General features: G+C 63.8%; 12 protein-coding genes. 8 read left to right on the top strand and 4 right to left on the bottom strand.

What is annotated here, in order from left to right; all coding sequences use genetic code 11:
* Positions 1 to 79: 79 nt before the first annotated feature.
* Positions 80 to 508 (bottom strand): hypothetical protein, encoded by a 429-nt coding sequence (locus HWY30_RS33245; protein ID WP_090807294.1) that lies wholly within the window; start codon positions 506 to 508, stop codon positions 80 to 82.
* A gap of 240 nt (positions 509 to 748) precedes the next feature.
* Here HWY30_RS33245 and HWY30_RS33240 point away from each other — a divergent pair, with 240 nt between their 5' ends.
* The 6 genes from HWY30_RS33240 (at position 749) to ggt (ending at position 7,455) form a co-directional block, all read left to right on the top strand.
* Positions 749 to 1,450 carry a CDP-alcohol phosphatidyltransferase family protein gene (locus HWY30_RS33240; RefSeq protein WP_090807292.1) on the top strand — a complete coding sequence of 234 codons (702 nt, stop codon included), beginning with the start codon at positions 749 to 751 and terminating at the stop codon, positions 1,448 to 1,450.
* Positions 1,447 to 2,262 (top strand): HalD/BesD family halogenase, encoded by an 816-nt coding sequence (locus HWY30_RS33235; RefSeq protein WP_090807290.1) that lies wholly within the window; start codon positions 1,447 to 1,449, stop codon positions 2,260 to 2,262. Before HWY30_RS33240 ends, HWY30_RS33235 begins: the two co-directional genes overlap by 4 nt.
* On the top strand, positions 2,259 to 3,335 hold the full coding sequence (locus HWY30_RS33230) for a lysylphosphatidylglycerol synthase domain-containing protein (RefSeq protein ID WP_090807288.1): 1,077 nt from the start codon (positions 2,259 to 2,261) through the stop codon (positions 3,333 to 3,335). The genes HWY30_RS33235 and HWY30_RS33230 overlap by 4 nt, the downstream gene beginning before the upstream one ends.
* A 28-nt stretch (positions 3,336 to 3,363) precedes the next feature.
* A complete protein-coding gene (locus HWY30_RS33225; RefSeq protein ID WP_090807286.1) occupies positions 3,364 to 4,128 on the top strand; it encodes a phosphocholine cytidylyltransferase family protein in 765 nt (254 codons plus the stop codon).
* 139 nt (positions 4,129 to 4,267) lie between these two features.
* A complete protein-coding gene (locus HWY30_RS33220) occupies positions 4,268 to 5,671 on the top strand; it encodes an MFS transporter (RefSeq protein WP_090810228.1) in 1,404 nt (467 codons plus the stop codon).
* Positions 5,672 to 5,709: 38 nt separating this feature from the next.
* Positions 5,710 to 7,455, top strand: a complete 1,746-nt coding sequence (gene ggt / locus HWY30_RS33215) for a gamma-glutamyltransferase (RefSeq protein WP_090807284.1) — start codon at positions 5,710 to 5,712, stop codon at positions 7,453 to 7,455.
* Between the two features lie 40 nt (positions 7,456 to 7,495).
* Here the strand turns inward: ggt and HWY30_RS33210 are convergent, their stop codons facing one another.
* Both HWY30_RS33210 and HWY30_RS33205 read right to left on the bottom strand, forming a co-directional pair.
* The gene (locus tag HWY30_RS33210; protein WP_244145105.1) at positions 7,496 to 8,650 is read right to left on the bottom strand and encodes a Fic family protein; all 1,155 of its coding nucleotides are present in this window, start codon (positions 8,648 to 8,650) and stop codon (positions 7,496 to 7,498) included.
* Positions 8,651 to 8,868: 218 nt separating this feature from the next.
* Positions 8,869 to 9,918 (bottom strand): S1C family serine protease, encoded by a 1,050-nt coding sequence (locus tag HWY30_RS33205; protein ID WP_090807281.1) that lies wholly within the window; start codon positions 9,916 to 9,918, stop codon positions 8,869 to 8,871.
* Positions 9,919 to 10,098: 180 nt separating this feature from the next.
* Here HWY30_RS33205 and HWY30_RS33200 point away from each other — a divergent pair, with 180 nt between their 5' ends.
* Positions 10,099 to 10,497 carry a VOC family protein gene (locus tag HWY30_RS33200; protein ID WP_090807279.1) on the top strand — a complete coding sequence of 133 codons (399 nt, stop codon included), beginning with the start codon at positions 10,099 to 10,101 and terminating at the stop codon, positions 10,495 to 10,497.
* Positions 10,498 to 10,658: 161 nt separating this feature from the next.
* On the top strand, positions 10,659 to 11,585 hold the full coding sequence (gene ppk2 / locus HWY30_RS33195) for a polyphosphate kinase 2 (RefSeq protein ID WP_090807277.1): 927 nt from the start codon (positions 10,659 to 10,661) through the stop codon (positions 11,583 to 11,585).
* A 98-nt stretch (positions 11,586 to 11,683) separates the two neighbouring features.
* Here ppk2 and HWY30_RS33190 read toward each other — a convergent pair whose 3' ends face one another.
* Positions 11,684 to 13,270: an inorganic phosphate transporter gene (locus HWY30_RS33190; RefSeq protein WP_090807275.1), complete on the bottom strand. Its 1,587-nt coding sequence runs from the start codon at positions 13,268 to 13,270 to the stop codon at positions 11,684 to 11,686.
* Between the last annotated feature and the right edge of the window lie 205 nt (positions 13,271 to 13,475).

The following is a 13,475-nucleotide window of genomic DNA, read 5'->3' as shown; positions in this document are numbered from 1 at the left end:
ATTGGCCACTCCAAGTGGCTCGTGGTCGAAGATATCGACGATCGTGGCGAAACGGTCGAATACGACGTCTCGCCAAACCCTAGCTGCGCTTGCAGAAAATCGCGGTGATGAGCGGCGCGACGTGATGCACGATCGCCGTGCTGCCGGCGTTTTCAAGCGCGCTTTTAACGTTGTCGTCGCTGCCGAACACGACCGCGCCATATGCGGACTGGGCGACCGGTTCGCCGTCGCCGACCCGGAACATCGGGTCGTCCTTTTCGAAGCCCACCACCGCGAATACGCGGAAACCGAACGCGGTCAGATGCGCATCGGGCATCGGCGAGAACGCGTTGATCGAGTTGCTTTCGACGTGACTTGGCTTCGGTTTGATCAGCTGCTGCTGCATCAGATCGGCAATGAACTGGTGGCCGCTCTCATTGCATGTCAGCGGCGTGTCGAGCTCCACGGCGAACGAGGAAAGGGGCAGCGCGGCGGCGGCAAACAGCAGAGGGACAAGGAGACGGTTCATGAGCGTAGGCGGGCGTCAACAGTCGATGTCGTGGATTAGCAACCACTGCGCCATCCCCCGGGGGGCACGAGCGGTGCTGCACATCGAACAGATTCCGCGTGACTGGCACAACTGGATTCGCACTTTACAGCGATTCGGTGAATTCCGCTTTGTGACGGACACACGAACGGCATCTGCAAATTGCAGAGCAACGTATGGCATAACAGCAAGCTTTCGGAATCCCGTATATATTTCCGCCTTATGACTTCGCAACCCCGACCTCCAATCAACGTTCCGCCGCCACGTACGTGGGACGCCCGGCTCGCCCGCCGGCTCGTGACACCGCTAGTCGACACCTGGGTCTCCCCGAACCATTTGACCACGCTGCGCCTGCTGATCGGCGTCGCAGGCGCGCTGTGCCTTGCGCACGGGGGATTCGCGTGGGCCAATGCGGGCGCACTGCTGATCGTCCTGTCGAATTTCGTCGATCACACGGACGGCGAACTCGCGCGAGTGGGCGGCAAGTCGAGCCGCATCGGTCATTTTTACGACCTCGCCTGTGATGCGCTCGTGACCGTGATGCTGTTCGTCGGCATGGGTATCGGTGTCGGCGGCGCGCAGATCGACGCTTTGAAGCTCGCGCCCGGCGTGCTCGGCGCGGTGGCTGGTGTCGCGGTCGCCCTGATCTTCTTTTTGCGCATGCGGATCGAGGAAATGGTCGGCAAGGCCGGCACGAAGCAGGCGTCGATGGGGGGCTTCGAAACCGAGGACGTGCTGTACCTGCTGCCCATCGTCACGCTGACGAATGTCGTCGCGCCGTTCGTGGTGGTCGCGTCGATCGGCGCGCCGCTGTTCGCCGTATGGGTGGTGATCGACTACTGGCGCGTCGCGCGCCGTAGCGCTCGCCCGACGGCCAAGGCCGCCAGCGCGTCTGAATCCCGTCAACAGTGGGCCAGCAAATGAATCTGCACGCCGAAGACGACGTGATCGCGCCCGTGTCGTCAGGCACGCCCGTCGCGGCGCTCACGCCCGCGCCCGATGCCGACCGCGCGGTCGCGAGCCGTACCCGCACGTTCGACAACGCGCGTCTGCGTAAAGACTTCGCCGCGCAGGACGCGTTTCTGTATCTGGACGATTTCCTCGCGCCGGAAGTGACCGCGCAGCTGGTACACAGCGCGCGCTCGCTGCTCGACGAAGTGAACCGCAACTATCTGCCGGGTCACAAGCAGGGCGGCAGTGTCAGCCGCCATACGATCGACCGTCTCGCGCCGTTCATCGCGGAGCTGTATCGCTCGAAGGAGTTGATCGGCTGGCTCGAGCAGCTGAGCGGCGATCAGTTGCAGGTGTCGCCCGCCGACGATCCGCACGCCTACGCGCTCTACTACTACACGCGCCCCGGCGACCATATCGGCTGGCACTACGATACTTCGTATTACGAGGGACGCCGCTACACGCTGCTGCTCGGCGTGATCGACGAATCGTCGTGCCGGCTCGACTACGAACTGCATACGCGCAATCCGGAGGTGCCGGACCAGCCGGGCTCGGTGCAGATTCCGCCGGGCGGCCTCGTGTTTTTCGATGGCGACAAGCTGCGTCATCGCATCACGCCGGCCGGGCCGAACGAGATGCGTGTGTCGCTGACGTTCGAATACGTCACCGATCCCAACATGCGGCCGTGGCGCCGCTTCCTTTCCAACATGAAGGACGCGATCGCGTACTTCGGTTTCCGCCAGGTGTTCCGTCAGATGGCCTCGCGCGGCAAGGACGCCGCGTGAGTCGGGCGGCCTTGCTTCTGCTGTCGATCGGCTCGGCGCTGTTCGTCGGCCTGCTCGCCTGGCAGGGCTTCGGCTCGGTGGCGTCGACCTTGCTCGCAGCCGGCTGGGGCCTCGCGGTCGTCGCCGCGTTCCACGTGGTGCCGCTCGTGCTCGATGCGGCTGCGATCGCCGTGCTGTTCAGGCGCGACCACCCCTCGCGTGACGGTGCGCATGAAGGTCCGGCAAGCGGTGCAACCAGCGGCGCGACGAGCGCTGCACGAGCCGAACCCTCGCTGCGCAATGCGCTGTCCGCGCGCTGGATCGGCGAGTCGGTGAATAGCCTGCTGCCCGCTGGGCAGATCGGCGGCCCGGTGGTGATGGTGCGTCAACTGTCGCAGCGCGGCATGCTGCTGCGCGACGCGGCCGCCGCGATCACCGTCAGCACGACCTGGCAGGCGCTCGCGCAAATCATGTTCGCGCTCGGTGGCCTCGCGATGTTCGGCGCGTACGCCGCGCATGGCACGCTGCACGACCTGCGCACCGCAACGCTGATTGCGACCGGCGTGCTCGGCGCGCTCATCGCCGCGTTCTATTTCGCCCAGCGGCGCGGTCTGTTCGGCCGGCTGCTGGGCGTGGTGTCGAAGGTGTTCGGCAAGCGCGACTGGTCGTCGCTGATGACGCGCGCGGAAGCCGTCGATGCCGCCGTGCAGTCGCTGTACCGCGAGCGCGGCCGCGTGGCGGCGAGCTTTGCGCTGAGCCTCGTGGGATGGGTCGTCGGCACGGCCGAGGTATGGCTCGCGCTGCGTTTTCTCGGTCATCCGGTCGGCTGGATCGACGCGCTGCTGCTGGAAAGCATCGGCCAGGCGATTCGCGGCGCGGCCTTCATGATCCCGGGCTCGCTCGGCGTGCAGGAGGGCGGCTATCTGCTGCTCGCGCCGCTGGTGGGTTTGCCACCCGACGCGGCGCTGGCGTTGTCGCTCGCCAAGCGTGCGCGTGAACTCCTGCTGGGCCTGCCGGGCCTGCTTGTATTGCACTTCAGCGAACGAAGCTGGCAACGGCGGCGCGCTCCACGGCGCGTGCCGGTTGCCGATTGACCTCCGTACTTTTTTCAAAGGACCGCGCATGCGCGCAATCATTCTCGCAGCGGGCCTCGGCCTGCGTCTCCAGCAGCCGCCGCAAGCCCAGTTTCCGAAATGCCTGTTGCAGTTCGACGGCATGAGCCTGCTCGAACGGCATCTGCAGATGCTCAAAACCGCCGGCGTGACCGACGTCGTGCTGGCGCTCGGTTTCCAGCCGGAATCCGTGCAGGCGGAACTCGCGCGCATCGACTGGCCGCACAAGGTCGAGACCGTGCTCAATCCGCGCTTCGATCTTGGCAGCGTGCTGACCGTGCATACCGTTGCCGACGCGTTGACGCGCGGCGGCGACGTGCTGCTGATGGACGCCGACGTGCTGTACGACGAGCGCATCCTGAGCGCGCTGGTGGCGGGCGAGTCGGTGAACCGTCTGCTGATCGACCGCGATTTCGAAGCGGGCGACGAGCCCGTCAAGCTGTGCCTGAAGGACGGCGTGCCGGTCGAGTTGCGCAAGCAGCTGGCGGTCACTCTGGAGTACGACACGATCGGCGAGTCGGTCGGTTTCTTCCGCTTCCGCGAGGAAACCGCGCGACGCTTCACGCAGATCGTCGCGGGCTATATCGACAGCGGCCGCGCGAACATGCCGCACGAAGAGGCGGTGCGCGACCTGCTGCTCGAGCGCAGCCAGGTGTTCGACACGGCCGAGGTGAGCGGCGCGCCGTGGATCGAGATCGACTTTCCGAACGACGTCGCGCGCGCCGCCAGCGAGATCCTGCCGCAGTTGCAGCCGCTCGTCAGCGCATCGCGCTAAGGCGTCCGTGCCGCGCGCGAAGATGCACGGCAGCGCGCGATGGCACACGGCAAAATCCCCTCGCGCGACAACATTTGTTGTCGCCGCGATGCCATAATCGACGCTTTCCATTGATGGCTGGCCGCCCGTCGCCATGACAATGCTGCTCGCTTTAGGCGCTTTCATCGTTCCGCTGATCGTCGCGTGCGCGATGTTCATGGAAAACGTGGACGGCACGGTCATCGTGACGTCGCTGCCGGTTCTGGCACGCGACCTCGGTCATGATCCGATCACGCTGAAGCTTGCGGTCACCGCGTATGTGATCGGCCTTGGCGTCTTTATCCCGATCTGCGGCTGGGTCGCCGACCGCTTCGGTTCGCGCACCGTGTTCCGCACCGCGATCGGCATCTTCATGGCGGGCTCGCTGCTGTGCGCGGCCTCCACTTCGCTCGATACCTTCGTGCTCGCGCGCTTCGTGCAGGGCATCGGCGGCGCGCTGATGGTGCCGGTGGGCCGCATCATCATCTTCCGGTCGCTGCCGAAGTCGGAGTTCATTCGCGCGATGAACTATCTGACGGTGCCGGCGTTGCTCGGTCCGGTGGTCGGGCCGCCGCTCGGCGGCTTTATCACGACCTATCTGCACTGGCGTCTGATCTTCGTGATCAACGTGCCGATCGGCCTGCTCGGCATCTGGCTCACCAACAAATACATCGCCAATACGCGCGAGCCGCATCCGGGCCGGCTCGACTGGCTCGGCTTCGCGCTGTCGGCTAGCGGGGCTTCGCTGTTCATGCTCGGGCTCTCGCTGGTCGGCGGCGAACTGGTGTCGACGGGACAATCGGTCGGCATGTGCGTGACCGGCATCGTGTTGCTGCTGCTTTATGTGCTGTATGCGAGCCGCGTCGCGCTGCCGGTGCTCGATCTGCGTTTGCTGCGCATTCCAAGTTTTCATGCGAGCGTGATCGGCGGTTCGCTGTTTCGGATCGGTCTTGGCGCCGTGCCGTTCCTGTTGCCGCTCGCGTTGCAGGAAGGGCTCGGCATGACCGCGTTCAGAGCCGGCGCGATCACGTGCGCGTCCGCGTTCGGTTCGATCTTCATGAAGACGGTGGCGTCGCGCATTCTCGAACGCTTCGGCTTTCGTACCGTGCTGATGGTCAACGCCGCGTGCGCGGGTCTCGCGATCGCCGTGTACGGGTTGTTCTTTCCCGGCACGCCGCATTGGGTGATCTGGTGCATCGTGCTGGTGGGCGGCTTCTTTCCTTCTCTGCAATTCACGTCGCTCAATACGCTGGCCTATGCCGATATTCCGGGCAGCGACGTCGGCCGCGCGACGAGTGTCGCGAGCGTCATCCAGCAGATGTCGCTCGGCCTCGGCGTGACGATCTCGGGCATCGTGCTGCAGATTTCGCATCGTGTGCAAGGGCATCCGAACATCGTGTTCTCCGATTTCTGGCCGGCGTTTCTCGTCGTCGGTCTGTTCTCGTGCCTGTCGATTCCGATTACGCGGCGGCTGCCGCGAGACGCGGGCGATGAGATCTCGCGCGGCAGTCGCGGGCGCGCGTAAGCCATCATACGGATGCCGTCGTCGTCGATGAGGAGGTCATGAAGTTGTTTCGCAACGTCAAAGCTTCAACCAGTGCTTCGATCAGCGGTCTTGCCCTGATCGCAATCCTTTGCGTTTCAACCGGGTTTCTCGAGGCGGCGCCTGCTGTCGCGAAAGCGCCCGCGAAGACGCAACCGGCCGTGCTTGCCGGTTCGGCGATTGCGGTGCCGGACTCATACAGCGCCGATGCCGCCGAGCAGATCTTCAACGAAGGCGGCAATGCGGTCGATGCGGCCGCCGCGATCGCCTTCACCCTTGCGGTCACGTTCCCGGATGCGGGCAACATCGGCGGGGGCGGGTTCATGACGCTGTACGTCGACAACAAGCCGTATTTCCTCGACTATCGCGAACGCGCGCCGCTCGCCGCGACGAAGAACATGTATCTCGACGACAAGGGCGAGATCATCAAAGGCATGAGCCTGGTCGGCTATCGCGCGGTGGGCGTGCCAGGCACCGTTGACGGCATGTGGCAAGTGCAGCGCCGTTTCGGCAAGCTGAAATGGCAGCAGGTGCTCGCGCCGGCTATTCACTATGCGCGCGACGGCTTCGTGGTCGCCCCGCAACTGCAGAAGCTGCGCGACGACGCGGCGAAGAACTTCGCGGGCAAGACCAATTTCGACACCTACTTCGGCAATCTGAAGCAGGGCGTCACCTTCAGGCAGCCTGACCTTGCCGCGGTCCTGCAGCGTATTTCCGATCAGGGCGCGAAAGATTTCTACACGGGCAAGACTGCGGATCTGATCGCCGCTTCGATGCGCGGCCACGGCCTGATTACGAAGGCCGATCTCGCGCAGTACAAGGCGGTTTGGCGCGAGCCGGTGCAGGCGAACTGGAACGGCTACCGCGTGATCACCGCGCCGCCGCCGAGTTCGGGCGGCGTCGGGCTCGTGCAACTGCTGAAGATGAAGGCCGATATCGCGCCCGAGTTCAAGAACGTGCCGCTCAATTCCGTGCAATACGTGCATCTGATCGCGGAGCTCGAGAAGCGCGTGTTCGCGGACCGCGCGCAGTATCTCGGCGACCCGGATTTCTACAAGGTGCCGGTCGCGCAACTGATCGACGACCCGTATCTGGCCAAGCGCGCGGCCGAGGTCGATCCGAATATGCCGTCGGACACGAAGAGCATTCAGCCGGGGCTCGGGACCTCGATGCCGGAGAAGGCGGAGACTACGCATTTTTCGGTGGTCGACAAATGGGGCAACGCGGTGTCGAACACGTACACGCTGAACGGCGCGTTCGGCTCGGGCGTCGTGGTGGATCGGGCAGGCATCGCGCTGAACGACGAGATGGACGACTTCTCCGCGAAGCCGGGCGCCGCCAACATGTTCGATGTGGTCGGCAGCGACGTGAATGCGATCGAGCCGAAGAAGCGCCCGTTGTCGTCGATGGCGCCGACGATTCTGACGAAGGACGGCAAGGTCGCGCTCGTGATCGGCACGCCGGGCGGATCGCGGATCTTCACGACGATCTTCCAGGTGATCAACGACATCTACGACTTCGACATGCCGTTGCCGGATGCGCTCGCCGCGATGCGTTTCCATCACCAGCTATTGCCGCCGAATACGATCTATTCGGAGCCGTACAAGCCGATCGAGGGCGAACTCGCCCAGCAGCTCGAGGCGAAAGGCTACAAGCTGGAAGGGCAGGAATTCACCGGCGATGTTCAGGTGATCAGGATCGATGGGGACGAGCCGGAGGCGGCGGCCGATCCGCGCGGGCGAGGGGTGGCGCGGGTGGTTCGGTAGGGAGGAGAGCCGGTTGCAGCCATTCTCTTCGACGATCAGCCTAGTCCTGATCGACTTCGGGCCATAGTCTCGGGAATAGAAATCGAAGACTTTTCAATGGGAGTCCGAACGAGAGATTGCCGCGATGGGAAGGCGAGTCGAGCAGTCCAATATCAAGTAGAGAGCGCGTAATCCGGCGAGCCAGAACATCAGTAACGCCAAGTATCTGATTGAATTCGGCGCGGCTGACTGCACGCCGCGTCGCCACAAACTCCATCGCCAGTGCCGAGGCCTCCGGTTTGATCACCGATTTTTCGGAGCCGATCATCCACGGATTCGAATCGAGGTAGCGCAATAGATCGAGCAGGCGATCTGCAATGCCATCGAACTCGGTCATACGAACCATAAAGCTTACCTGGTCCAGGCAGCAATCGAGAAAGAACCGCGCGAAACGCACCAGGCCTTCCTGGGATAGATTGCCTCGGCCATCGAGGTCATTGCGGCGCGTCTGGTCGGCTTCGCTCAATCTTGCGTAGTACAGCTCATGTTCGCGTGCGAGACCGCGAAGCGGAGACCATAGGCCATGCGTCAAGTCGGCCGATCGTAAAGCGAGATGTGAATGCAGACGTGCCACCCGGCCATTGCCGTCTGCGAACGGGTGAGTCCATGCCAACCGATGATGCGAGCAGGCGATGCCGATCAACTGATGGTCCTTGATCCGTAGGCGCGCATATCGCTTGGCCCATGCATCGAGCAATGGCGCGATCATTTCAGGTTCTGGCGCGAGATGCCGGCCCACGGTGACGTCCGATTTGCGAAGTTCGCCCGGCACGATTGGTTCGCCCTCGCTGGTAAATCTCTCAGCGACCGGCAAATAGGAAAAAAATCGCTCATGAATGGCCGTAAGTCGTGCGGGCTCGAACAGGGCGGGCGTCGCAAGCAAATCCCACTCTTCTTCGAGCGAGGATTCCGTTGCAATATGCGCCATCGCAAGGCGCTGCTTTTTGCGCTCGGCGACGTCAGCTGAATAGTCGCGCTTGAGAGCGGCCTCGATCCTGGCGGGCGTGGTGTGCTGGCCTTCGATCTTATTTGTGTAGTACGAATTCATCGCACGCAATTGCGGGACGAGCGCCGCGGCAAATGGCGTCCCGCTTACGGCAAGGAGCTTTTGCGATGAGTCGACGAGTTCGGTCGTGCGCTCGATCAGCGGATCCAATACCCGGTCCTCAGGAAACAAGGGTTCGAACGATACGACGGTCGTCATCGCGGATTGTAGGGTTTAATGTAGAGTTAGATGTTGTTGATTATATCGTTCAATAAATTGATTTATAAGGATTTTAATTATTTCTTGTAGAGTCTAATGTAGGGTTTGCGGTAGGGTGGCGCCTGACTGTCCACCCCGCAGTCCCCCGGCAATCCCCCGGCAATCCCCCATCACCCAGCCTGCTCCACCGGCGTCACCGTCAACTCCACCCGCTGCGCGCCGCGCAACACCGTCACGTTGACCGGCTTGTCGATACGCGAAGCATCGAGCGTGCGTTGCAGTGCATCCACATCCTGCACCGGCTGCGCGTCGATCGCGACGATCGTGTCGTCGGTGCGCAAGCCGCCGAGCGCCGCCGGACTGCCTTTGACGATCTCCATCACGCGCACGCCGCTTTGCGTGCCGAGCTCGAAGTAGCGCTGCACGCGCCGCGACAGCGGCGTCGTCGTGCCGGCCACGCCGATATACGCGCGTCGCACGCGACCGTGCGCGAAGATCTGCATGATGACCCACTTCGCGGTATCGATCGCGGTCGCAAAACAGATGGCCTGTGCGCCAGGAATGATCGCGGTATTCACGCCGATCACCTGACCCGCCGAATTGATCAGCGGTCCGCCCGAGTTGCCCGGATTCAATGCCGCGTCGGTCTGGATCACGTCGTAGATCATGCGGCCGGAGTTCGAGCGCAGCGACCGGCCGAGCGCCGAAACGACGCCGGTCGTCACGGTCTGTTGCAGCCCGAGCGGGTTGCCGACCGCAATGGCGATCTGCCCGACGCGCAGCTTCGATGATTCGCCGAGTTCGACATGCGGCAGCGGTTCCGGCGAACCGATGCGCAGCACCGCGAGATCGCTGCCGGGATCGTCGCCGACCAGATCGGCGTCGAACTTCGCGCCGTCGGCCAGCGTCACCTGGATATGCGTCGCGCCATGCACGACGTGGCTATTGGTCAGCAGGTAGCCGTCGGGCGTGAACAGGAAGCCCGAGCCAGTGCCGCCCCGCACGCCGCGCCCATGCGCGGACGCGTCGCCGGGCAGCCGGCGTTCGACGGCGATAAACGCGACCGCCTGCTGCACGCGCTCCAGTGCACCGATCACGGTGCGGGAGTAGGCGTCGAGCAGCGCGTCGTCGTCGTGGGTCAAAAGGTCGGTGGATTGGGGCCCGGGGGCGTCGGATGCGGCGCTCGACAGGTCATCGATGAAGCGTGGGCGGCTTCCCATAACGATGCTCCGGATAGACGGGCTCCGAGATGCGGGGCGCCGCGCGAGTTTTCAAGTGCATCGCGGGGGCGTCGGCGGCGTCCCGGCCGCGCCGCCAGACCGGTGGCCACTGCTGCCCGTGAGACACTTTCCCGGGCGGGCCGTCGCTCGCCGCTCGCTCGCGCCACGGAGACCCTGCTCATGTCCGCATCTAACGCTTCAGCGCCGCAATCCCCGCAGCCGGGTCCACGCATCGAGTCGCTCTGTGCGATCACGCTCGCCACCAGCGACATGCAGCGCGCCGTCGCGTTCTACGAAGCGCTCGGCTTCCCGATCAAGTTCGGCGGTCCGCGCGAGGCCTTCACGTCGTTCGCGTTCGGCAGTTCGTATTTGAACCTGATCGCCGATGCGCGCGCGCCGGTCAACTGGTGGGGGCGCGTGATCATCTACGTGTCGGACGTCGACGCGTTCCATGCCAGGGCGGTGGCGGCAGGCTTGCAGCCGACGTTCGCGCCGTCGGATGCGCCGTGGGGCGAGCGCTATTTTCATATCACCGATCCGGACGGCCACGAACTGAGCTTCGCGCGGCCGCTGCCCTAGCGGCGGAAGTCGGGGCAAACTCGCTATCATGGGGTTATCACGCATGTGCAGCGGCCGCCCACGCGGTAACACGGCTGACACCTCGCGCTTCGATAATCGAACGCGACCGCGTCGCGCTAGCCGCCGCGCGCCATCCCATTCCTGTTGCGAGGAGAGCCGCAATGAAAGAGCCGGACCCGAGACCCGATATCGAACTGACGGCGGAGCGGCAACGCCGTTTCGAGGAAGACCTCATCGATGCCTACGACGAAGAACTCGAAATGGAGGTCGACGACCGCATCATCGACGGCCCGGACGGCTTTACGCCCGAGCATCGCGAGGCGCGCAAGCAGTACTTCCGCGAACTGTTCCGGCTGCAGGGAGAACTGGTCAAGCTGCAGGACTGGATCGTCGCGACCGGGCACCGGCTCGTCGTGATCTTCGAGGGGCGCGACGCGGCCGGCAAGGGCGGCGCGATCAAGCGCATCACACAGCGCCTCAATCCGCGCGTGTGCCGCGTGGCCGCATTGCCCGCGCCGAACAATCGCGAGCGCACGCAATGGTATTTCCAGCGCTATGTATCGCATCTGCCGGCGGGCGGCGAGTTGGTGCTATTCGATCGCAGCTGGTACAACCGCGCGGGCGTCGAGCGCGTGATGAACTTCTGCACCGACGAGGAATACGAAGAGTTTTTCCGCTCGGTGCCGGAGTTCGAAAAGATGCTGGCGCGCAGCGGCGTGCAGATCCTCAAGTACTGGTTTTCGATCACCGACGAAGAGCAGGAAATCCGCTTCCAGAACCGCATTCGCGATCCGCTCAAGCAGTGGAAGCTGAGTCCGATGGATCTGGAAAGCCGGCGCCGCTGGGAAGCCTATACGCTGGCGAAGGAGGTGATGCTGCAGCGCTCGCATATCCCCGAGGCGCCGTGGTGGGTCGTGCAGGCCGTCGACAAGAAACGCGCGCGCCTGAACTGCATTCGGCATCTGCTGAGCCAGGTGCCGTATCACGAGATCGAGCATCCGCAGATCGACTTGCCGTCGCGTGTCTATCACGAAGACTATAGCCGTCAGCCGGTGCCTCAGTCGATGATCGTGCCCGAGGTGTATTAAAAGCGGATCGTATGAAATAGCCGGCCAACGAAAAAGCGCGGTACGTATATCAGCGTACCGCGCTTTTCTTCTTGCTTCGCCCCGCCAGATCGGCGAACTCAGAACACCGAACGGAACACCCAGAACAGTGCGCCCGCGAGCGCGATCGACGCGGGCAACGTCAGCACCCATGCGAGGATCAGACTGCGCACCGTGGCCCATTGCAGACCCGAGCCGTTGGCCGCCATCGTGCCGGCCACGCCGGAAGAGAGCACATGGGTCGTCGACACCGGCAGACCGTAGAGGTCGGCGGCACCGATCGTGACCATCGCGACGAGTTCAGCCGACGCGCCCTGGCCGTACGTCAGATGCTGTTTGCCGATCTTCTCGCCCACCGTAACGACGATGCGCTTCCAGCCGACCATCGTGCCGAGACCCAGCGCGATCGCGACCGCCACCTTGACCCACGGCGGAATGAACTTGGTCGCGTGGTCGATCTGGGTTCTGAAGTTGGCAATGATCTTCGCGTCTTCGGGCGAGAACTGCGGCTGATTGGCCTTCTGCATCAGACGGATCGCCTCGGAGGTGACATACATGTTGTTGCGCACGTTATCGACGATGCCTTGCGGCACCGCGGCCATCGAGCCCGACTCGGCGACCTGGCGACCGATCTGCTCGGTCAGCTGCTGCAGCGCCGGCAGCGTGGCGGGCGTCAACTGACGGGTGCGCACGAAGGCCTCGACGTCGGCGCGCGGATCCGCGGAAGGCGCCGCGCCCTGCGTGTAGCGCGACAGCGTCGCCGCGGTTTGATGCGCGACCGCGACGAAGTTCTGCGTTTGCGCCGGCGTGACCGCCTTGTTCAGCGCGTAGGCGGTGGGCACGGTACCGATCAGGATCAGCATGATCAGCCCCATGCCTTTCTGGCCGTCGTTCGAGCCATGCGCGAACGACACGCCCGTGCAGGTCAGAATCAGCAGGCAGCGAATCCAGAACGGCGGCGGCTCCTTGCCCTTCGGCTCGGCATACAGCGCGGGCACGCGCACGACGGCCTTCAGGATCAGCAGCAGCAGGCCCGCAAGCAGAAAGCCCACGATCGGCGAAAACAGCAGCGACTTGCCGACGCCGAGCGCCTGATTCCAGTCCACGCCACTGGTGCCGTTCGCACCATGCAGCATCTGATTCATCAGACCTACGCCGATGATCGAGCCGATCAGCGTGTGCGAACTCGAAGACGGCAGGCCCAAAGACCACGTGCCCAGATTCCAGATGATCGCGGCGATCAGCAGCGCGAATACCATCGCGAAGCCGGCGCTGCTGCCAACCTGCAGAATCAACTCGACGGGCAGCAGTTGCAGCACGCCGAAGGCGACCGCTCCGCTCGACGTCAGCACGCCCAGAAAATTCCACGTGCCGGACCAGACCACCGCGATATTCGGCGTCAGCGAGTGGGTGTAGATGACGGTGGCGACCGCGTTGGCCGTATCGTGAAAGCCATTGACGAACTCGAAGCCGAGCGCGATCAGCAGCGCGACACCGAGCAGCAGATACGGCAGTACCGAGCTTTCGCGTACGGGCTGCAGATCGTCTATCAGATGAACGCCGCAGTACACGACGCCCGCGATGAGCAGGGCAACGAAAATAACCAGGCCCGCGTTACGGCCTTTGCCGCTGGCGGCGCCTGGTTGCGGATACGAAAGTTCCGGCATGACGTGAGCCCCAAAAAGTGGTCGCAGAGTTCTTGATGCTGCTTTCGCTGTGTGTCGCAACGATGACAACTACGTGACGGCATTGGGGGTGCGGGAAAAGCAGGCGCGGCGCGGCCTATGCTATGCCGCTCACGCCGGTAAATGCTACGCAGGCTGGCGGACGGGAATAGTAAGATGTCCGAACCGGACTAAGCAAGTGATGAAT

The sequence above is a fragment of the Paraburkholderia tuberum STM678 genome, assembly GCF_902833905.1.
Classification (GTDB): Bacteria; Pseudomonadota; Gammaproteobacteria; order Burkholderiales; family Burkholderiaceae; genus Paraburkholderia; species Paraburkholderia tuberum.
Note: the sequence above shows the minus strand (reverse complement) of the source record. Positions and strands in the feature narration are given on the sequence as shown.